General features: G+C 64.0%; 15 protein-coding genes. 5 read left to right on the forward strand and 10 right to left on the reverse strand.

The window, feature by feature from the left end; translation table 11 throughout:
• Positions 1–89 precede the first annotated feature (89 nt).
• Both ACVOLZ_RS10920 and ACVOLZ_RS10925 read left to right on the forward strand, forming a co-directional pair.
• Entirely contained in the window at positions 90–866 is a 777-nt protein-coding gene (locus ACVOLZ_RS10920) for a HipA family kinase (RefSeq protein WP_481516160.1), read from the forward strand.
• Positions 844–1,236 carry a DUF3037 domain-containing protein gene (locus tag ACVOLZ_RS10925; protein WP_481516161.1) on the forward strand — a complete coding sequence of 131 codons (393 nt, stop codon included), beginning with the start codon at positions 844–846 and terminating at the stop codon, positions 1,234–1,236. The genes ACVOLZ_RS10920 and ACVOLZ_RS10925 overlap by 23 nt, the downstream gene beginning before the upstream one ends.
• A 211-nt stretch (positions 1,237–1,447) precedes the next feature.
• Here the strand turns inward: ACVOLZ_RS10925 and ACVOLZ_RS10930 are convergent, their stop codons facing one another.
• The 7 genes from ACVOLZ_RS10930 to cysD form a co-directional block, all read right to left on the reverse strand.
• The gene (locus ACVOLZ_RS10930; RefSeq protein WP_481516162.1) at positions 1,448–2,284 is read right to left on the reverse strand and encodes a TrmH family RNA methyltransferase; all 837 of its coding nucleotides are present in this window, start codon (positions 2,282–2,284) and stop codon (positions 1,448–1,450) included.
• A gap of 15 nt (positions 2,285–2,299) precedes the next feature.
• Positions 2,300–3,745 (reverse strand): alanine/glycine:cation symporter family protein, encoded by a 1,446-nt coding sequence (locus ACVOLZ_RS10935; RefSeq protein ID WP_481516181.1) that lies wholly within the window; start codon positions 3,743–3,745, stop codon positions 2,300–2,302.
• Between the two features lie 147 nt (positions 3,746–3,892).
• A complete protein-coding gene (locus ACVOLZ_RS10940) occupies positions 3,893–4,429 on the reverse strand; it encodes a GNAT family N-acetyltransferase (protein ID WP_481516163.1) in 537 nt (178 codons plus the stop codon).
• The gene (locus ACVOLZ_RS10945; protein WP_481516164.1) at positions 4,422–7,547 is read right to left on the reverse strand and encodes an efflux RND transporter permease subunit; all 3,126 of its coding nucleotides are present in this window, start codon (positions 7,545–7,547) and stop codon (positions 4,422–4,424) included. The genes ACVOLZ_RS10940 and ACVOLZ_RS10945 overlap by 8 nt, the downstream gene beginning before the upstream one ends.
• Positions 7,544–8,662 carry an efflux RND transporter periplasmic adaptor subunit gene (locus ACVOLZ_RS10950; protein WP_481516182.1) on the reverse strand — a complete coding sequence of 373 codons (1,119 nt, stop codon included), beginning with the start codon at positions 8,660–8,662 and terminating at the stop codon, positions 7,544–7,546. Before ACVOLZ_RS10950 ends, ACVOLZ_RS10945 begins: the two co-directional genes overlap by 4 nt.
• Before the next feature lie 291 nt (positions 8,663–8,953).
• Positions 8,954–10,936, reverse strand: coding sequence for a sulfate adenylyltransferase subunit CysN (gene cysN, locus ACVOLZ_RS10955; protein ID WP_481516165.1), 1,983 nt, complete (start codon positions 10,934–10,936; stop codon positions 8,954–8,956).
• Positions 10,936–11,847 (reverse strand): sulfate adenylyltransferase subunit CysD, encoded by a 912-nt coding sequence (cysD, locus tag ACVOLZ_RS10960; protein ID WP_296247078.1) that lies wholly within the window; start codon positions 11,845–11,847, stop codon positions 10,936–10,938. The genes cysN and cysD overlap by 1 nt, the downstream gene beginning before the upstream one ends.
• 200 nt (positions 11,848–12,047) lie before the next feature.
• Between cysD and ACVOLZ_RS10965 the strand changes: the two genes are divergently transcribed.
• The 3 genes from ACVOLZ_RS10965 to ACVOLZ_RS10975 all read left to right on the forward strand — a co-directional run bounded on the left by ACVOLZ_RS10965 (position 12,048) and on the right by ACVOLZ_RS10975 (position 16,409).
• Complete coding sequence (locus ACVOLZ_RS10965) at positions 12,048–13,883, forward strand: assimilatory sulfite reductase (NADPH) flavoprotein subunit (RefSeq protein ID WP_481516166.1); 1,836 nt, start codon at positions 12,048–12,050, stop codon at positions 13,881–13,883.
• A 91-nt stretch (positions 13,884–13,974) separates the two neighbouring features.
• Complete coding sequence (cysI, locus tag ACVOLZ_RS10970) at positions 13,975–15,681, forward strand: assimilatory sulfite reductase (NADPH) hemoprotein subunit (protein ID WP_481516167.1); 1,707 nt, start codon at positions 13,975–13,977, stop codon at positions 15,679–15,681.
• Positions 15,678–16,409, forward strand: a complete 732-nt coding sequence (locus tag ACVOLZ_RS10975; RefSeq protein WP_481516168.1) for a phosphoadenylyl-sulfate reductase — start codon at positions 15,678–15,680, stop codon at positions 16,407–16,409. Before cysI ends, ACVOLZ_RS10975 begins: the two co-directional genes overlap by 4 nt.
• A gap of 352 nt (positions 16,410–16,761) precedes the next feature.
• Here ACVOLZ_RS10975 and ACVOLZ_RS10980 read toward each other — a convergent pair whose 3' ends face one another.
• The 3 genes from ACVOLZ_RS10980 to ACVOLZ_RS10990 all read right to left on the reverse strand — a co-directional run bounded on the left by ACVOLZ_RS10980 (position 16,762) and on the right by ACVOLZ_RS10990 (position 20,322).
• The gene (locus ACVOLZ_RS10980) at positions 16,762–18,822 is read right to left on the reverse strand and encodes a TonB-dependent copper receptor (RefSeq protein ID WP_481516169.1); all 2,061 of its coding nucleotides are present in this window, start codon (positions 18,820–18,822) and stop codon (positions 16,762–16,764) included.
• Positions 18,823–18,890: 68 nt separating this feature from the next.
• A complete protein-coding gene (locus tag ACVOLZ_RS10985; RefSeq protein ID WP_481516170.1) occupies positions 18,891–19,340 on the reverse strand; it encodes a DUF2946 family protein in 450 nt (149 codons plus the stop codon).
• Positions 19,341–19,614: 274 nt separating this feature from the next.
• Positions 19,615–20,322, reverse strand: a complete 708-nt coding sequence (locus tag ACVOLZ_RS10990) for an alpha/beta fold hydrolase domain-containing protein (RefSeq protein WP_481516171.1) — start codon at positions 20,320–20,322, stop codon at positions 19,615–19,617.
• Positions 20,323–20,331: the final 9 nt, after the last annotated feature.

The following is a 20,331-nucleotide window of genomic DNA, read 5'->3' on the forward strand; positions in this document are numbered from 1 at the left end:
CATGAACGCACGAGCGCCTGCGGTCAGCTATACCACCGGGTGCGCCAGCTTTGCGCTAGGCTTGCCGTTCTTCCAGACAGCACATTCCCGTGAAAACCGTTCACGCCACCCGCTACATCACACCGTTGCGCGAAGGCGGCTCATTGCCAGCGGTGATCGAAGCCGATGACGACGGCATGTACGTCATCAAGTTCCGTGGTGCCGGCCAAGGCCCCAAAGCGCTGATCGCCGAACTGGTTGTTGGCCGGCTTGCGCAGGTACTGGGTCTGCCGATGCCGGACATCGCCCTGGTCGAACTGGACCGCGAGTTCGCCCGCACCGAGCCCGACCCGGAAATCCAGGACCTGATCCGCGCCAGCGAGGGCACCAATCTGGGCAGTGACTACCTCCCGGGCGCGATCAATTACGACCCTGCCGCGATGCAACCCGATGCCGAACTGGCCTCGCGCATCGTCTGGTTTGATGCCTACACCAGCAACGTGGATCGCACTGCGCGCAATCCCAACCTGATGGTCTGGCACCGCAAGCTCTATCTGATTGATCATGGCGCGGCGCTGTACTTCCACCACGATTGGGAGAACGCCGGCGAAGCCTGCGGCAAGCCGTTCGTGCTGATCAAAGACCACGTATTGCTGCCGTTCGCCAGCCGCATTGCTGACGCCGACGCCGCGCTGGCCCCCTTGCTGACCGACGCAGTCATCGACGGCATCGTCGCGCAGATTCCCGACAGCTGGCTGCAGACCGAGCCCAGTTTTGCCGATGCAAGCGCTTACCGCTCGGCCTATGCAAACTATTTGAAGCGCCGCCTGCAATTGCGCGAAGCCTTCGTACAGGAGGCCATCCGTGCCCACGCTGCATACCTATGATTACGCCATCATCCGCGTGGTACCGCGGGTGGAGCGCGAGGAATTCATCAACGTGGGCGTGATCGTCTCCTGCCCCAGTGCAGGACACCTGCAAGCCGCCATCGAGATTGATGTCGCGCGTCTGCAGGCGTTTGCGCCGCAACTGGATCAGGCTGCAGTTCAGCCGTGGCTGGATGCCATCGTCGCGATCTGTCGTGGCGAGCCCGATGCCGGACCGATTGCTCAACTGCCGCCGCGCGCACGTTTTCACTTCCTCACTGCCAAGCGCAGCTCGGTGGTGCAGACCTCGGTCACTCATGTCGGGCGCACGGCCAACCCTGCCGGTATCGTCGAGCACCTGCTCGAACGCATGGTGCGTACACCGCGCTGAATCGCCGGCCGGAACGTTCAGTCAATCGACACCTGTAGAGCCGAGCCATGCTCGGCATGGGCGTTACCGGTGAAGCCTCTGCCGAGCGTGGCTCGGCACTACCGCGTTTGCTCCCTCCCTTTCGCGCAGCGAAGGGGAGGGTTGGGGAGGGGTAGGCTGTTAGCTGGCTAGTGAAGCCTCTGCCGAGCATGGCTCGGCACTACCGCGCTTTTCAGCGCTGCTTGCGGCTGTTCCAGCTGGCCAGGAATACTGCCGTCGCAGAGGCGACGTTCAAACTTTCCACCGCGCCGCTACCCGGAATCGACAAACGCAGGTCACAGCTCTGGGCGAAATCGCGGTCCATGCCCTCACTCTCCGCGCCCATCACGTAGACCATCCGGTCCGGCAGCTCGGTGGTGAACACGTTGTCGCCGTCGGCCACCAAAGTCGCAGCCAGGCCGAAACCGGCATCACGCAGCTGCGCCACGGCCTGCGGCAAAGCCGGCAGACGCACCAACGGCACCGACTCGGCGCCGCCTTCGGCTACGCGCGCAGCGGCGCCGGACAGCGCCAGCGTCGAGTCCGCCGGCAACAGGATCCCCTTGACCCCAAAGTGCGCAGCCGAGCGCAGGATCGCGCCGAAGTTGTGCGGGTTGCCCACGCCGTCCAGCCACAAGGCCAGCGCGGGGCCGTCCTGCAGCGAGGCCAGCCAGGTCGCCAACGGCAGCGGCTCCTGCTTCTGCACGTCGGCCACCAGACCTTCATGGTGCGTGGTGGCGGCCAGCTTGTTGAGGTCGCCATCGCCGACCACGCGGTAACCCACGCGGTTGGCTACACACCACTTCAGCACCGGCTGCAGCCGCGGGATCATGTCCTCGGCCAGATACAGCTTGCGCAGCGCCTGCGGGCGCTTGGCAAACATCGCCTGCACGGCGTTGACGCCGTACAGACGCATCTCATCACCGCCGCGTACCGGGACGCCGTCGCCTTCACGTGCGGCCGAGGGTGCAGCCGGAATTGCGCGGGGTGGCCGCGAGGAAGGGCGACGGTTGTTCCAGGGGTTACTCACAGCGGTTCCTTTGGATTACTTGTTGCTACGCCAGAAATCGGCATTTTTGATGCCCAATGCATCGGGGTCGAAGACCGGGTCCAGGCCCAGCTTCTTCTGCCGCTCATAGTCGGTCAGTGCAAGCATGGCAGGCTTTTGCAGGATCAGGATGGCGACCACGTTCAGCCAAGCCATCAAGCCCACGCCGATGTCACCCAGCGCCCAGGCCATTTTCGCATTGTGGTAGGCGCCAAACACCACCATCGCCATGATGCCGACACGCAGCACCAGCATCGCTGCCGGGTGGGTGCGGTTGCTGCCCGCCAGGTAGGTCAGGTTGGTTTCGGCCATGTAGTAATAGGCCATGATCGTGGTGAAGGCGAAAAAGAACAGCGCCAGCGCCACAAAACCAGCGCCCCAGCCCGGCAGCACCGACTCCACCGCCGCCTGGGTGAACAGGGCGCCTTCGGAGGGCTGCACCCCCGGTACACCGGTAATGATGGCCTCCAGCTTGGTCACGCCGCCGACGGTCACTTCGCGAAATACGTTGTACATGCCGGTAGACAACACCAGGAACGCGGTCGAGGTGCAGACCAGCATGGTGTCGAAATAGATGGCGAAAGCCTGCACATAACCCTGCTTGGCCGGGTGCGAGACCTCGGCAGCAGCAGCGGCGTGCGGGCCGGTGCCCTGGCCGGCTTCGTTGGCGTAGATGCCGCGCTTCACGCCCCAGGCAATGGCCTGGCCGATGATGCCGCCGAAGGCCGCATGCGCACCGAAGGCGCTGGAGAAGATGTCCGAGAACATCGCCGGCACCTTGCTGGCGTTGAGCATCATCACCACGATCGCCATCAGGATGAAGCCCAGCGCCATGAACGGCACGATTACTTCAGCAAAGCTGGCAATACGCTTTACACCGCCGAAGATGATGATGCCCAGCAGCACGGCGACGCTCAGGCCGATCCACAGCTTCATGCTGCCAGTGCCGCCCACCGATGCGCAGGCATCAGCGCCGGTGCACAGCACGTTGACTGCGCTGTCGGCGATGGCATTGGCCTGTACGCCCGGCAGCAGGAAGCCAGCGGCAATGACGGTGGCCACGGCAAAGGCGGTGGCGTACCACTTAACACCCATCGCCTTTTCAATGTAGTACGCCGGGCCACCGCGATAACGGCCTTCGGCATCCTTAGTCTTGTAGATCTGTGCCAACGTCGATTCCACATACGAGGTGGCGGCTCCGAGGAAGCCCATCACCCACATCCAGAAGATCGCACCCGGGCCACCATAGGCAATGGCCGTGGCCACGCCGGCGATATTGCCGATACCCATGCGGCCAGCCATCGACATGGCCAGGGCCTGGAACGAGGACACACCGGCGTCGGACTTCTCGCCGCGTACGGTGAGCCGGCACATTTCGGCAAAACCCCGAATCTGCATGAAACGGGTGCGAACACTGAACCACAGACCCGCGCCCAGACACATGAAGATGAGCGCGTTACTCCAGATGATGCCGTTGATCGTTTCGACGATGGATTCCACGTAATTCCCCGGAAAGCTGAAAGGTAGCCAAAGCCCGGAATCCCGGGGCTGGCCGATTTTTCCACGATTAAGCCCGGTTGTGCAGGGCTCCTACGCGGATTGCAGCCAAGTCCTGATCTGGGCGAAGCAGCGCATGTCATGCAGCTGCCCGTCCTTGAACACCGATTGGCGCTCGGTGCCCTCCTCCACGAATCCATTCTTCAACAGCACCCGCGCCGAGGCCGGGTTGCCGGCCATCACCTGCGCGGACAGCCGTGCCAGCTCCAGGCTATCCATCACCCACGGCACATAGGCACCCACCACCGTGGTCATGATGCCCTGCCCCCAATGGCGCCGGCCCAGCCAGTAGCCCAATGATGCCGAATAGCGACGCTCGGCCTTGCCCTGGGTAACCCCTATACCGCCGCAGGCCTGGCCATCAATCACCAGCGCGAACACCTGCCCCCGCAGGTCCAGCACCTGTCCACCCAGAAACGCCTCGCCATCGGCGCGGGTATACGGATAGGGGAAACGCGTGCTCAGCCCCCGCGAAACCTCAGCATCATTGGCATGCTCGAGCAGTGCATCCAGGTCCCCTGTTTGCCAGGGGCGTAACTGGACGCGACCGCCGAGCAGCGGCTCACGCATGGCCACCAACCGCAGGCGTCTCGCGCTCGAGCTTTTCCAGCGCGTTGGCCACGGTTTCTGGCGACTTGGTGTACGGGGCCAGCAAGGCATAGAACGCCGGCACCACGAACAGTGACAGGAAGGTCGACACGCTGACACCGAAGATCACCACGATGCCGATGGTGGCGCGGCTGGCCGAGCCAGGACCACCGGCCACGACCAGCGGGATCGCACCAACCACAGTGGCGATCGAGGTCATCAGGATCGGGCGCAGGCGCACCATCGACGACTCGACGATGGCCTGATGCACATTGCGGCCTTCATCACGCAGCTGGTTGGCGAACTCAACGATCAGGATGCCGTTCTTCGCTGCCAGGCCCACCAACATGACGATGCCGATCTGACTGAACAGGTTGAGCGTGCCGCCGCTGAGGTACAGACCGACGAAGGCACCGAGCACCCCCAACGGCACGGTCAGCATGATCACCAGCGGATGGATGAAACTCTCGAACTGCGCGGCCAGCACCAGATACACCACCAGCAAGGCCATCGCAAAGGTCAGCAACACCGCGCTGCCGGCGCTCTGGTACTCGCGCGACTCGCCCTTCCAGTCGATCTGCGCGTATTCGGGCAACTCTTCTGCGGCAACCTGCTTGGCCCAGTCTATGGTTTCACCCAGGGTGTGACCGGGCGCGACGTTGGCGCTGATGGTGATCGAGCGCAGGCGATTGAAACGGTTGAGGCTGCCGGCCTCGGCCACTTCGCTGAGCGTGACCAGGTTGGACAGCGGTACCAGTTCACCCGAACGTGCACGCACCTGGATCGCCGACAGGTCAGCCGGAGAGGTACGGCCTTCGCGGCCGGCCTGCACCAGTACGTCGTATTCCTCGCCGTTGTCGACGAAGGTGGTGACGCGGCGCGAGCCCATCATGGTTTCCAGCGCGCGACCGATATCGGTGACCGAGATGCCCAGGTCGGCCGCACGCTGGCGGTCGATGTTGACCCGCATCTGCGGCCGGGTTTCCTTGTAATCCGAATCCGCGCCGACCAAGCCGGGGTAATCGGCCATGCGCTCCAGCAGGCGATCTCGCCACTGAGCGATTTCCGCATATTCCGGGCCACCGAGCACGATCTGGAACGGCTGGCCCATGCTGCGCACCAGGCCGCCACCAACCATGGTGCGCACGCGCACGCCGCTGAGGTTGTTCAGTTCTTTCTGCAGGTCGTTGGCCACATCCACCGTGGCCTCGCTGCGGTTGCGCCAGGGCTGCAGGAATACGCTCATGCGGCCGGTATGCATTTCCTCGCTGTTGCCCCAACCACCGGGTACGCGCGGATTGGCGCGGACGATGGGTTCTTCGGGGCCGACGAAGCGCGAGACGATCTTCTCGACCTGCTGCACCTGCTCCACTGTGTAGTCGTAGCCAGCGCCTTCCGGGCCATCGATCATGATCTGGAACGAGCCACGGTCTTCGGCCGGAGCAAGCTCAGAAGGAATCAGCTTGAACAGACCCCAGCTGGCGCCGAGTGCGCCCAGCATCACCAAGCCGAAGATCCAGCTGCGCTGCACGTGGCGATCCAACACACGCCCGTAGGCAGCCGACAAGCGCGCCAATTGACGGTTGATGAAGCCATGCAGGCGACTGACCTTCTGCTCGCTATGCGGCTTGAGCAGCTTGGAGGCCATCATCGGCGTCAGCGTCAGCGCGACGAAGGCCGACAAGGCCACCGCTGCGGCCAGCGCAACCGCCAACTCACGGAACAGGCGGCCGGTATTGCCCTCAAGGAAACCAACCGGCAGGAACACCGCCACCAAAACAGCGGTAGTCGCGATCACCGCGAAGGCCACCTGCGCGGTACCGCGCTTGGCGGCCACCAGCGGCGGCTCACCCAGATCGATGCGGCGCTGCACGTTCTCGACCACGACGATGGCGTCATCCACCACCAGGCCGATACACAGCACCAGCGCCAGCAGGGTGAACAGGTTGATCGAGAAGCCGAACGCGAACAGCGCGATGAAGGCCGCAACCAGGCACACCGGCACCGTCACCGCCGGAATCACTGCTGCGCGCAGGCTGCCCAGGAACAGCCAGATCACGATCAGCACCAGGATCATCGCCTCGACCAGCGTGGCGTAAACGCGCTCCACGGCGGCTTCAATGAAGGTGGTGTTGTCGAAGGCGACGAAGATCTGCGTGCCTTTCGGCAAGGTCTGGGCGATGCGCTCGGCTTCGGCACGGGTATCACGCGCCACATCCAGCGCATTGGCCGTCGACGTCTTGACGATGCCCAGGCCGATGCCCGGCTCGCCGTTGCTGCGGAAATAGGCGCGACGCTCGGACGAAGCCAGTTCGACCTTGGCCACATCGCCCAGGCGTACCACGTAACCGTCATTGCCCTTGCCCAGCGGAATGCTGGCAAAGTCAGCCGGTGCCACGTAGCTGCGCTCCACGCGCAGGGTGAAATCGCGGTCGGCCGATTCGATGCGGCCGGCCGGCAGCTCCACGTTTTCGTTGCGCAGCGCGGTTTCAACTTCGTTGACGGTCAACCCACGTGCAGCCAGCTGGTCGCGGTCCAGCCACACCCGCATCGCATAGCGCTGGCGGCCACCGATGCGCACCTGCGCAACGCCGTCGATGCTGGAGAACCGGTCCACGACATAGCGGTCGGCGTAATCGCTGAGTTCCAGCGTATCCATCACCGAGGACGACATGTTGAACCAGATGATCGGGTCGGCGTCGCTCTCGACCTTGGCGATTTCCGGCGGCCGCGCTTCTTCCGGCATGCGGTCGGCAACGCGGCTGACCGCATCGCGCACGTCGTTGGCCGCGGCTTCGATGTCGCGGTTGGCGTTGAACTCGATGCTGACCGAGGCACGGCCGTTGGTGCTGCGTGCGTTGATGGTATCGATGCCCTCGATACCGGCCAGCGCGTCCTCCAGCACCTGGGTAACGCGGCTTTCAATCACTGCCGCCGAGGCGCCGGTGTAATCCACCGACACCGAGACGATGGGCGGATCGATGGCCGGCAGCTCGCGCAGGGTCAGGCGGGTGAAGGACATGATGCCCAGCACCAGCAGCAACAGGCTCATCACCACGGCCAATACCGGCCGCTTGATCGAAAGATCAGACAGCTTCATCCGGCGGTCGCCATCTTGGCCGGTACTGCAACATCGGCCGGCTTCAGCGGCGTGGCCGCGTCGGCGGCCTTGGCCGGCTTGTCATCCTGGATGCGGATGCCCGGGCGCAGCTTGCCGGTGCCATCGACGACGATGCGGTCACCGGCCTTCAGCCCTTCGACAATTTCCACCACGCCGGCGCGGCGGGTGCCGGCCTTGATGTCGGCGCGCTCGACGCTTTCATCCTGCTTGACCCGGAACACGTAAGAGTCGCGCCCCACCTGCACCACCGCGATTTCCGGAATCACCAGCGCATCGCGCTCGGGACGATACAGGCGTACGTCCAGCAACATGCCCGGGCGCAGCGAGTGGTCGGCGTTGTCGAAATCGGCGCGGACGGTAATCGCGCGGCTGCCCGGATCGACGCGGGCGTCGATGGTGCTGACCCTGCCTTCAAACGTGCGGCCCGGGTAGGCGATGCTGCTGCCACTGACCTTGTCGCCGTTCTGCAGCGAGGACAGCTGCGCTTCCGGCACCTGGAAATCCACGTGCATGCGGGAGATGTCGTCCAGCGTGGCGATCGCGGTGGTCGGGGTCAGCAGCGAACCCGGGCTGACCTGGCGGATGCCCAATACGCCAGCGAATGGCGCGCGTACGCTGCGGTCACCGATATCGGCGCGCATCTGCTGCACGCGGGCCTCGGCGGCGTCACGGATCGACTGCTGGGTATCCAGGGTTGAATGCGCAACCAGCTGCTGTGCGGCTAGTTCGCGCTGGCGCTTGTACAGCCGGTCGGCCTCGGCGAAAGTCGCCTGCGCCTGGGCCAGTGCGGCCTGCTGGGCCTGGCCGCGCAGCGTCACCAGCGGCGCACCGGCGGCAACCTGCTGGCCACTCTCGAAATGCACCTTGTCGATGATTTCGCTGACCTTGGCGGTGACGATGATGGATTCGCGTGCCTTGGCGGTGCCGTTGGCCTGCAGCGTATCGCTCCACGAAGCGGTTTCGACGACCTGCGTAGTGACCAGCACCGCTCCGGCAGCTTGCCGCGGCGCCTCAGCGTTCTTGCGGTTGCATCCGGCCAACGCCAGCGCCAAGACAGTGCCACCGACAACGGTGACGGCAAATCGCCCGAACATACGCAGTCCCATCTGATACACGATCAAGCAGTCTAGCGGTGTCAGATGACGGCCGGATGTGCCGTTAGGGGGGGAACGTCCCTATTGTGGGAACCACTGTAGTGCCGAGCCATGCTCGGCAAGGGGCTTCACCCGTAATGCGAAGAGCATACCCCTCCCCAACCCTCCCCTCCGCCTTCGGCGTAAGGGAGGGGGCGAAGCTGCAATTGCGGATGAATTAGGGGCTGACGGTGCGGTGGCTTCGCGGCCAATTCCGCTCCCACAGCCTGCCCCTGCGAACGCGCTGGCGACTCAGCGCAGCGCCTGCAGCACCTGCTCCACCATCGCCGGCACGCTGTCGGTATCAGCCCGCAGGTGCAGTTCCGGAGCCTCCGGGGCTTCATACGGCGAGTCAATGCCGGTGAAGTTGGGGATCTGTCCGGCACGCGCCTTGCGGTACAGGCCTTTCACATCGCGCGCTTCGGCCACTGCCAGCGGCACGTCGACGAATACCTCGATGAACTCGTCGTCCTCGAAGCGCTCGCGGGCCATCTGCCGCTCGGCACGGAAGGGCGAGATGAAGCTGACCAGCACCACCAGCCCGGCATCAACCATCAGCCTTGCCACTTCGGCGACGCGGCGGATGTTCTCCACACGGTCTTCGTCGGTGAAGCCCAAGTCCCGGTTCAAACCATGGCGGACGTTGTCGCCGTCCAGCAGGAAGGTATGCACACCTTGCGCATGCAGGCGCTTCTCAACCTGATTGGCGACGGTGGACTTGCCCGCGCCGGACAACCCGGTAAACCACAGCACTTTGGGCTGCTGGCCCTTGATCCGCGCCCGAGCGGCCTTGTCCACGTCCAGATGCTGCCAATGCACGTTGCCGGCGCGGCGCAAGGCGAAATCCAGAGTGCCGGCGGCGACGGTGGCATTGGTCTGCCGGTCGATCAGGATGAAGCCGCCCAATGCGCGGTTCTGCGCATACGGCGCGAAGGCCACCGGCTCATCCAGCGACAGGTTGCAGTAGCCAACCTCGTTCAATTCCAGTCGCTTGGCCGCCAGTCGCTCCTGCGTATTCACGTCAACGCGGTGCTTGATCTCACTGATATTGGCGGCCACGGTGCGGCTGCCGATCTGAAGCCAGTACGGCCGGCCCGGCAACAAGGCAGCATCATCCATCCACAGCACATGGGCGGCGAACTGGTCGGCCACTTCCGGCGGATCACCTGCAGCGGCAATCACATCGCCGCGGCTGACGTCGACCTCGTCCTCCAGGGTCAGCGTCACTGCCTGCCCGGTGCCGGCAACTGCCAGCGGACCATCCGGGCCCAGCACCTGCTTGACCGTGGAGCGGCGTGCCGAGGGCAGCACCACCACCTCGTCACCCACGCGTACCTGGCCAGCAGCAATGGTGCCGGCAAAGCCACGGAAATCCTGGTTGGGACGATTGACCCACTGCACCGGCAGGCGCAGCCCGCTGACCGCGTCATGCGCGCTCAGTTCGACCGTATCCAGATGCTCGATCAGGCTGGGACCGCCATACCAGGGCATCGCCGACGAACGCGTGGACAGGTTCTGCCCTTCCAGCGCCGACAACGGAATCGCCTGCACGTTGGCAATGCCCAACTGCACCGCAAGCGCCTGATATTCGGCGACGATGCGTTCAAACACGGACTGGTCGTAATCGACCAGATCCATCTTGTTCACCGCCAGCACCACCTGGCCGATGCCTAGCAGCGAGATGATGTAGCTGTGTCTATGGGTCTGGGTAAGCAGGCCTTTGCGCGCATCCACCAAGACCACTGCCACATCGGCAGTCGAGGCGCCGGTAGCCATGTTGCGGGTGTACTGCTCATGCCCGGGGCAATCGGCAACGATGTACTTGCGGCGATCGGTATCGAAGTAGCGGTAAGCCACGTCGATGGTGATGCCCTGCTCGCGCTCCGCGGCCAGGCCGTCAAGCAGCAGCGCGTAGTCGATGCGCTCGCCCTGGGTGCCATGACGGCGACTATCTGCTTCCAACGCAGACAGTTGGTCATCGAACAGCCGCTTGCTTTCGTACAGCAGGCGGCCAATCAACGTGCTCTTGCCATCGTCGACGCTGCCGCAGGTGATGAAGCGCAGCAGCGGCTTGGTTTCGTGGGTCTTGAGATAGGCAGCGATGGAGCCGGGAGTCGGGAGTTGGGAATCGGGAATGGCAAGCCCCCGCTCCTCGAACACCCCCTGATCGCCAGCTTCTGCTTCTGCCTTTGCAGCACCAATTCCCAATTCTCGACGCTCGATTCCAGGCCCCATCAGAAATACCCCTCCAACTTCTTCTTCTCCATCGATGCGGACTGGTCGTGGTCGATCAGGCGGCCTTGGCGTTCGGAACTGGTCGAGACCAGCATCTCGGCGATGATCTTTTCCAGGGTGTCCGCTTCGGACTCGATCGCGCCGGTCAGCGGATAGCAGCCCAGCGTGCGGAAACGCACCTTGCGCAGCTGCGGCACTTCGCCCGGATGCAGCGGCAGGCGCTCGTCATCAACCATGATCAGGCTCCCATCGCGCTCGACGACGGGCCGCTCAGCGGCGAGGTACAGCGGAACCACCGGGATTTTCTCGCGGTAGATATAGAGCCAGATATCCAGCTCGGTCCAGTTCGACAGCGGGAACACGCGCACGCTCTCACCCTGATGGATGCGGGCGTTGTACAGATTCCACAGCTCCGGGCGCTGGTTCTTCGGGTCCCAGCGATGACGGTCGTTGCGGAACGAAAACACCCGCTCCTTGGCCCGCGACTTCTCTTCGTCGCGGCGCGCGCCGCCGATGGCAGCATCGAACTTCCACTTGTCCAAGGCCTGCTTCAGACCCTGGGTCTTCATCACGTCGGTGTGCACGCTGGGGCCGTGGCTGACCGGGCCAATGTCGCGGGCGATGCCGTCCGGGTTGATGTGCACCCGTAGTTCGGTGCCGGTCTCGGCTACCCGACGGTCGCGGAAGGCGATCATTTCGCCGAACTTCCAGCGGGTGTCCACATGCAGCAGCGGGATCGGCGGCACGCCCGGCGCAAAAGCCTTCAGCAGCAGGTGTAGCAGTACCGAGCTGTCCTTGCCCACCGAGTACATCAGCACCGGGTTGTCAAAGGCGGCGGCAACTTCGCGCAGGATATGGATGCTTTCCGCTTCCAGGCGGTCGAGGTGTGACAGGGGTGCAGTGACGGTCATTGCGTGCCGGAATAAGGAGGCGGGGCCCGAAGGCAAGGGTAGCAGCGAAGCCGGGCGGGACTCCGGACTGTCCGCCGAGTGTGGAGGGGGCATTGCGCCGATTGAAATAAACGCAGGGCATGAAGCGATAACCGCTGCTCCTTTCCCCTGATAGCGCGCTGTACCTAGCATCGGTCATCCCTACCTAGACCGGAATGGAAATGACCGCCGCCGCGACCGTGCCACCCAGCCCCTTGCCCGAAGACCGCAGGGTCCTGCTGTCGCAACTGGTAGCCGGTCTGGATGGGAACAGCTTGTGGTGGCTGTCCGGGTTTGCCGCCGGGTTGGCGCAGGGTACCTCTCCCACTGCCCTTACCGTCATCTCCGGCGGCCAAGCCGCACAGCCAGCACAGACCCGGCTGACCGTGGTCTATGGCAGCCAGACCGGCAACGCCCGCCGCGCCGCCGAGCAGTTGGCTGCCGAGGCCGAAGCCGCCGGCCTGCCAGTGCGGGTAGTCCGCGCCGATGCCTACGCCACCCGCGAGCTGGCCAATGAGCGTCTGCTCTACATCGTCATCAGCACCCAGGGCGAGGGCGATCCGCCGGACGACGCCATCGGCCTGGTCGAGTTCATCGCCGGCAAGCGTGCGCCAAAGCTGCCAGAGCTGAAGTACGCCGTGCTTGGACTGGGCGACTCCAGCTACGTGGAATTCTGCGGCATCGCCCGCAAGCTCGACAGCCGCCTGGCCGAACTGGGCGCCACCCGCCTGCAGGCCGTGGGCGAAGCCGACCTGGACATCGATACCGTGGCCGCTCCATGGCAGGCACAGGCACTGCTCAATGCGCGCGACGTGATCGGCCAGACGGTGGTCGCCACGCCCAGCAATGTCACCCCCTTGCGCCACGCTGGCGCCTGGACCGCACAACACCCGTTCAGCGCCGAGCTGCTGTCGCGCCAGCTCATCAGCGGCCGCGACTTCAAGGGCCCGGCGTATGCCAAGTACGGCAATGCAGCCAAAGCCGTGCATCACCTTGAGCTTTCGCTGGAAGGCAGCGGCCTGCACTACGAACCCGGCGATGCGCTGGGCATCGTCCACCGTAACCCTGCCGAACTGGTCGAAGCCGTGCTGGATGTCACCGGCTTGGACGGCAGCGTGCAGATCGAGCATGAAGGCCACAGCCGACCGCTGGCGCAATGGCTGGGCGAGCACCGCGAGTTGACCCGCATCTCGCGCCCCCTGCTGGCCTCGGTGGCCGAGCGCAGCGCGCATCCGGAACTTGCCCGACTGCTCGATCCGGCACAGAAGACTGAACTGGCTTCGGTATTCGAAGACCATCAACTGGTCGACGTGCTGCGCCGCTGGCCGGCCGAGTGGAATGCCGAAGCCCTGCTCGGCACCCTGCGCCCCGCTGCACAGCGCCTGTACTCCATCGCCTCCAGCCGCAAGCGGGTCGGCGAAGAAGTGCATCTGACCGTCGACGAACTGCGCTACCACGCTCATGGCAGCGAGCACGTTGGCGCGGCCAGCGGCTTCCTGAGCGCACTGGAAGAAGGTGCGCAGCTGCCGGTCTACATCGAAGCCAATGAACGCTTCCGGGTACCGGCTGACAGCAGCCGCGACATCATCATGATCGGCCCGGGCACCGGCGTCGCACCGTTCCGTGGGTTTGTGCAGGAACGTGCCGAGGCCTGCGCCACAGGCCGCAACTGGCTGTTCTTCGGCGCGCGCCATTTCAATACCGATTTCCTCTACCAGACCGAATGGCAGGACGCGCTGCGGCGAAAGGAACTGGATCGTCTTGACCTTGCCTTCTCAAGGGACCAGGCCGACAAGATCTACGTACAGCAGCGCCTGCGTACCCGCGGCAAGGATCTGTACGACTGGCTGCAGAACGGCGCGCACCTGTATGTGTGCGGCGCAATCGCCATGGGCAAGGACGTGCATGCAGCACTGCTGGATGTACTGCGCGAACACGGCGGGCTGGATGAAGACGATGCCCGCGACTATCTGACTCGACTGCACACGGAGGGGCGCTATGGACGGGATGTGTATTGAGTGTTGTTGGCGTTGACCCTGCGCGTTGACGCAGCAGTGGCTTCGCGGCTTACGCCGCTCCTACAACCTCCGATTCCAGATAGCGAACAGAATGAGCACCCACTCCGTTGAGAACATCAAGGCCGACAGCAACCGCTTGCGCGGCTCATTGCTGGAAAGCCTGGCCGACCCGGTCACCGGCGCGTTGCGCGAAGACGACCAGACCCTGATCAAGTACCACGGCAGTTATCAGCAGGACGACCGTGACGTGCGCGATGAACGCCGTCGGCAGAAGCTGGAGCCGGCCTATCAGTTCATGATCCGCACCCGCACCCCCGGCGGCGTGATCAGCCCGGAGCAGTGGCTGAAGCTGGACAGCATCGCCACCCGCTACGGCAACCATTCGCTGCGCATCACCACCCGCCAGGCCTTCCAGTTCCATGGCGTGATCAAGCGCGAGCTGAAGGCGACCATGCAGGCGATCAACGCCGCACTGATCGACACCTTGGCTGCCTGCGGTGACGTCAACCGTAACGTCCTGGTCGCCGCCAACCCGCTGCTGTCCAGCGCGCACGCCACTCTGTACACGGACGCTGCGCGCACGTCCGAGCACCTGCTGCCCAATACCCGCGCATACTATGAAATCTGGCTGGACGAAGAGCGCGTGGCTGGCAGCGGTGCAGAAGAAGAGCCCATCTACGGCGCGCGCTACCTGCCGCGCAAGTTCAAGATTGGCTTCGCACTGCCGCCGCTTAACGACGTTGACGTCTATGCCAACGACCTGGGCTTCATCGGCGTGCTCGATGAAGCCGGCGAGCTGCTCGGCTATGACGTGACCATCGGCGGCGGCATGGGCGCTACCCACGGCGATGCCGAAACCTATCCGCGGATTGCCAACAGCGTCGGCTTCATTCCGCGCGACGCACTGCTCGATGTCGCCACCGCCACCGTTACCACCCAGCGCGACCTTGGCAACCGTGAGCTGCGCAAGCGCGCGCGCTTCAAGTACACCATCGACGACCACGGCCTGGACACTGTTGTGGCCGAGATCGAGCGCCGCGCGGGCATCAGCTTCGCGCCCTCGCGTGCTGCCCCATTCGAGCACAGCGGCGACCGCTACGGCTGGGTCGAAGGCGACGACGGCCGCTGGCACCTGACCCTGTCGCTACAGGCCGGACGTATCGCCGATGTGGCCGGTGCCCCGCACCTGACCGCCCTGCGCGAAATCGCCCGCATTGTTGAAGGCGAATTCCGCATGACCGGCAACCAGAACCTGGTCATCGCCGGCGTCCCCGCCGCACAACGCGCGCAGATCGATGCCATCGTGCACAGCGCAGGACTGGACATCGGCAACCGCGCCCCAACCGCATTGGCGCGCGCCGCCATGGCCTGTGTCGCCCTGCCCACCTGCGGGCTGGCAATGGCCGAAGCCGAGCGCTACCTGCCCGAGTTCAGCGCCAAATTGCAACCGCTACTGGAACAGCATCAACTGGCCGACGCACCGATCCTGCTGCGCATCTCCGGCTGCCCGAATGGCTGCTCGCGTCCCTACCTCGGCGAGATCGCCCTGGTCGGCAAGGCACCAGGCCGCTACAACCTGATGCTGGGCGCCGATCACCGCGGCCAACGCCTCAACACGCTGTACCGCGAGAACATCACCGAACCGGAAATCCTCGATGCATTGGCGCCTCTGTTCGCCCGCTATTCCGGTGAGCGCGACGGCAGCGAAGGCTTCGGTGATTTCCTGCACCGGGCCGGCATCGTCGCTCTTCCTCCCTACCCTACCCATCGCCAGATTTCAGTGGAACTGCAAGCATGAGCGCCCTGCCCAAAACATCACACAACCCGTCGGTGACCCTGCCTGACGACCTGGGCCCGCTCAATACCCTGCTCGATTCGATGGATGCGCAGCAGCGCGTGGAGTGGGCACTGCAGAACGCGCCCGGCGCACACGTGCTGTCGTCGAGTTTCGGTGCGCAGTCGGCGGTGACCCTGCACCTGCTCAGCAGCCAGCGCCCGGATGTACCGGTAATCCTGATCGACACCGGCTATCTGTTTCCGGAAACCTACCGCTTCGCCGACGAGCTGACCGACCGCCTCAAACTCAACCTCAAGGTCTACCGTCCGCAGGTGAGCCGCGCTTGGATGGAAGCCCGTCATGGCCGCCTGTGGGAACAAGGCGTGGTCGGCATCGAGCAGTACAACAACCTGCGCAAGGTTGAGCCGATGAAACGCGCCCTCGACGATCTGCAGGTAGGCACCTGGTTCACCGGTCTGCGCCGCAGCCAGTCGGCAAGTCGCGCCAATACGCCGGTGCTGCAGCGCCGTGGTGAGCGCTTCAAGGTCAACCCGATTGCAGATTGGAACGACCGCGACGTGTGGAAGTACCTGCAGGAGCACAAGCTGCCCTATCACCCGCTGTGGGAGCAGGGCTACGTCTCCATCGGCGACTACCACACCACCCGTCGCTGGGAAGCCGGCATGCGCGAAGAAGACACCCGCTTCTTCGGCCTGAAGCGCGAATGCGGGCTGCACGAAGAGATTTAAGCGAAGCCATGCAGGCATGTAGTGCCGAGTCATGCTCGGCAGAGGCTTCACCGGCAACGCCCTAACGCAGCACCGCTGCGCACTGGAAAAGCCACCCTCACCCCAACCCCTCTCCCGTGAACGGGAGAGGGGCGAATCATGTAGTGCCGAGCCATGCTCGGCAGAGGCTTCACCGATAACGCCCGAACGCAGCACCGCTGCGCACTGCAAAAGCTACCCTCACCCCAACCCCTCTCCCGTGAACGGGAGAGGGGCTAGTAGTGCCGAGCCACGCTTGGCAGAGGCTTCACCGGTAGAGCCCCAGCGCGGCATGGCTGCGCTCTACCGATCCTGCATTTCACCTGTCAAAACTTCAGTACCGGTAATCCAGCTTCAACCAGAACGAACGACCCGGCTCATTGATCCGCACCGGGTCAGCAGGAAAACCAAAATCCGCACTGCCAGCCAGATTCAGATGCTCGGCATAGGCGCGATCAAACAGATTGTCCACACCCACACTGGCGCGCAGCCCGTCATTGATCCGATAGGCGCCATTGAGCGACAAGGTCGCAAAGCCAGCACTCGGCCCCAAGTCCCGCGCGACTACATTGCCCTCATCCTGCGCCACCCGGTTCTGCCGACTGACCGCACGCAACAATGCACCCAGCGACCAGCGCGCCTGCTCGTACGATGCAGAGAAGCGCCCTTCCAACGGTGGAATCTGTGGCAACGGTCGGTTCTCACTGCGGTTCTCACCCCAGGCATAGGCCAGCGTGCTGCCAAGCTTCCATGCCTGCGTCGGCCGCCACTCCAAGCCCGCCTCGGCCCCGCCGATGCGCGCATCCACATTGCGGGCCTGGGTGCTGCTGCCCATCATGCCGCCGCTGCGGTACTGGAACAGGATGTAGTCCTGCAGGCGCCCGGCATACGCCGACACCCAGGCATCGAGCTTCTCGCTGCGGAACTGCAAGCCCAGGTCCAACTGCGTGGTCTGTTCAGGCTTCACACCCGAGAACGCATTGACGCTGCCGACTGGCCCTGCGTTGGCCGAGAACAACTCCCAGTAGTCGGTCATGCGCTCGCTGTGACCGATACCTGCATACCAGGTCCAAGCCTGGCCATGATCGCGTTCGTAGCGAAAGAAGCCGCTGCCGAGATCCTCCTGACGCTGTTGCCCCGCAGTTGGATTTGGCATGTTCATCATGCCGGTCGTCACCCGCCGATCCTTGACCGTCGCCTTGTCCAACCGCAAACCACTGATCCAGCGCTGCGCAGTTCCTTCGCCAAAGGTGAGTTCAGTGAAAATGCCCTGGCTGCTGAAATCTGCATCGCGCTTCCACGGCGACTGCTGCCAGGTATTGCGGCCCATGCCATTGCGGCTGCGATGACGACTGTCCTGTGCATCCACGCCGGCGACGACTGCGACATCCTGCCAGCGCCATTCGCTGCTGACGCGGCCGCCGCTGGTGCGCCGCTCCACATTCGAAGCCATCGGCATCGGCATGCTGCTGGCCGGGTTGGGCGTGCGCAGCGTGTAGTTGTCCATCAGGTGATCTGCATTGTTGTAATACAGATTGGCCTGCAGTTTGTCCCACGCGCCCGGCAGGTTGTCGCGCTCGAAACGCAGGCCGTAGCTGTCGCGCTTGAATGCGGCGCCATCCATGCCACGCCCGGCATAGCGCGCAATCGCATCACCCGTGCCAGCTGTGAGCTCCACCACGGTGTCAGCATCCGGTGTCCAACCGATGGCAGCATCGGCGTTCCACTTGCGCCAGCGCGACGGCACTACATCGCCATTGCCATCACGGTAATCATCGGACTCGGAGCGGTTGCCGTTGACCCGCACGTAGCCTGGACTGCTGCCGAACGTTGCATCCAGCATCTGGTCATTGCGGCTATTGGAACCGCCAAGGGCGCTGGCCTTCAATTCCATGCCCGGGCTATCGAAGCGCGGCGTTTCACGCTCGAAGCGCACCGTGCCAGCTGAAGCCCCCGCGCCCCAGCGCACGCTCTGCGGGCCTTTGATGACAGTCAAACGGTCATAGGTTTCTGGTGCGATATACGACAACGGATTGTCCATCCGCGACGGACACGCACCGATCAGATTGCCGTCATTGCTGAGGATGTTCAGGCGCGACCCGGACATGCCACGCAGCACCGGGTCGGCATTGGTGCCGCCGTTACGGATAGCTGAAAAGCCCGGCACGGTTTTCAGATAGTCAGCGCCATCACTGGCCGGCACCGGCTGCCGCGGCAGGCGCGGATCGGTGACCCATTGCAGCGGCGAAGATGGTGCCACGGCGGTGACCACCAAGGTGTCCAGGGTCCGGGTCAGATCACGCTCGGCAGCGTGGGCGAGAGATGGAAACAGCGCCATGCAGACGCAGACAGACAGGCATGCCGGAGCACCCGGCATACGGGAAAGGGATTTCATGCAATTCTCCAATACGACACGACCACGCGCTGCTCGACAGCAGCGCGCGGCAAACAGGAAAGGTGGCGTTATCTGGAGAGCGCGGGCGGCCCGCGCGGCGGATGCGCGGGCCAACGCAGGCTGACGAGGCGAAGCGTTCTGCGGGGAGACTGTGGCGCCAATCGATACAGCAACGGTGCCAGTATCAGGATCACCGCCAACCATGGCAGCAGGCGCGAGGCCATGGTGCAGTAGTCGCAGGCTTCGCCATGGGCGGCGTGGGGATCGGCAGGCGGCGAAGGCTTCACATCTGTTGCCGCCAGTGCAGGTGCCCGATGCGACATATGCTGCATGTCGTGATGCCCGGCATGCGCATCGGCAGGCATCGGCATCGCTACTTCATGCGCTGCATGTTCCATTGCGCTCATCGGCAGCTGCTGCGATTGCAGCCAGCGGCTGACCACCGGCGCCACCGCCATCAACAAGGCAGCGGCAAAGGCCAGCAAGAGCACAAAGGTTTGGAAGCGAACCGAACGCATGACCCGCACATTTTATCGGCACGGCAAATGCTGAGACTGCCGTAGCAGGTGCGACCGTTTGCCGCACACCCCATTCACCCACGCAGACCGTAGTGCCGAGCCATGCTCGGCAGTGGCTTTCCAAGCAATGTCTCAACACCGTGGGTGTTGTGGGAGCGGCGCAAGCCGCGAAGCTGACTTCAATGAAATGGCCAATCATCTACAACCCGACTGACCACCAGCTTCGCGGCTTACGCCGCTCCCACAAGATTGGCCACGCCCCACGGGTAACGCGTCAGCGGAGTCTGGCCAACTGCAGGCCTTCAACGAAATCGCGCACAGCCTGCGCCGCCGATGAAGGACATGCCTGCAGAAGAAGATGGGGACCCGCAATATCGCTGGCCGTCGCATGCTTGATCGCCGACAGAACAAGCTCACCGGCCCCAGGCATGATCAAGCGATCATTCTTTGCTCGCAGATACAACACCGGCGCGCCGATGCGGGCCAGCAATGCCGACACATCCACCTGCATTGCGAGCGCCGCACGTTGCCGCAACACACCTGGGTGCACTTCAAGCAATGCCCGTTCAAGCGACATGTTCAATGCTGGGGTTGCCCAGCGGCCCAGCAACCACCAGGACAGCAAGGCCAGCGGCAGCGCGCGGACAGGCGCAAAACGCGTCAGCGGCGCCAACGGCGAGAACAACGGTAGCGGCGTACGTGCAAAGGTTGTGGACAGCACCAAACCAACAAGATTGGCCGGTGGATCAGCTGCGATCGACAACGCTATGGGACCGGAAAAGGACTCGCCCAACAGCACGAAAGGTACATCGCCGGGCAACGCAGCCCTGACCAGCACCTCCAGCGCCGCATAGTCCAAGGCCTTATCCGGCGGATAACGCAGCACCATCACCGGCCCAAACACATCACCAAGGCAGGCGACAAACTGCGCATGCAGTGCCGCCGTGCCATCAAGGCCGGGCAGGATTACCAGTGCGGTCACCCAGCCCGT

It is taken from the genome of Stenotrophomonas sp. STEN020, from assembly GCF_056760195.1.